This window comes from Pseudomonas serbiensis (assembly GCF_030580745.1).
Taxonomy (GTDB): Bacteria; Pseudomonadota; Gammaproteobacteria; order Pseudomonadales; family Pseudomonadaceae; genus Aquipseudomonas; species Aquipseudomonas serbiensis.
The window spans coordinates 1-1,098 of record NZ_JAUQOO010000057.1; the positions used below are offsets into that span (position 1 = coordinate 1).

General features: G+C 63.4%; 1 pseudogene. It reads left to right on the plus strand.

Features of this window, described 5'->3' with window-relative positions:
- Positions 1–1,098, plus strand: a pseudogene (locus Q6A51_RS27260) (filamentous hemagglutinin N-terminal domain-containing protein); the annotation flags it as partial.

The window sequence follows — 1,098 nt, forward strand, 5'->3', positions numbered from 1 at the left end:
CGCAGCGATAGCATCCTGACCCTGAACGCTGGCTCTGTGTCGAACTTGGCAGGCAGCCTCACCAGCACCGGCACTGCCAACCTCACCGTCACGGACGCCGTGGTCAACCAGGGCGGCGAAATCCTCAGCGATGCAGCCCTGACCCTCACCAGCGGCCGTCTGGACAACAGCCTCAGTGGCCGGATTGCCGGTAAAGGCGTGACCGTCACCACCGGCGCCTTCAACAACAGCCAGGACGGTCGCCTGACCAGCACCGAGGCCTTGCGCCTGACTGCCGCTCAGGTCAATAACAGCGAAGCGGGGCGTATCGCCAGCGCCATGGCTTTGACCGCTGTGGTTACGGGCCTGGATCAACACGCCGATGGTCAGCTGTACAGCAACGGCGACGTCAGCCTGGACCTGAACAACGGCCATCTGAATAACCAGGACGGTTTGATTACGGCCCCCGGCCAGTTGCTGCTGACGAATCTGGGCACAGTCAACAACCAAAGCGGCGAAATCTCCAGTGCCAAGGGCTTTACCCTGGCCGCCACTTCGCTGGACAACACTGACGGTTCGGTGCTCAGCGACGAATCCCTGATCGTGCGCATCGATCAGGTGCTGACCAACCTGCGGGGGTTGGTGTCTGCGACGGGCCTTGAGCTGTCTGCCGCGACCCTGAACAACCGCAACGGCGAACTCACCAGCAAGGCTGCCTTGACCGCCACGCTTGGGCAGTTCGACAACAGTTCCAAGGGGCGTATGAGAGCTAGCGGTGCTTTGCTGCTGACCGCCACTTCACTGACCAACACCGGCGGCAGCCTCACCAGCACCGGCACTGCCAACCTCACCGTCACGGACGCCGTGGTCAACCAGGGCGGCGAAATCCTCAGCGATGCAGCCCTGACCCTCACCAGCGGCCGCCTGGACAACAGCCGCAGCGGGCGTATTGCCGGCAAAGGCGTGACCGTCACCACCGGCGCCTTCAACAACAGCCAGGACGGTCGCCTGACCAGCACCGAGGCCTTGCGCCTGACTGCCGCGCAGGTCAATAACAGCGAAGCGGGGCGTATTGCCAGTGCCATGGCTTTGACCGCTGTGGTCACCGGCCTGGATCAA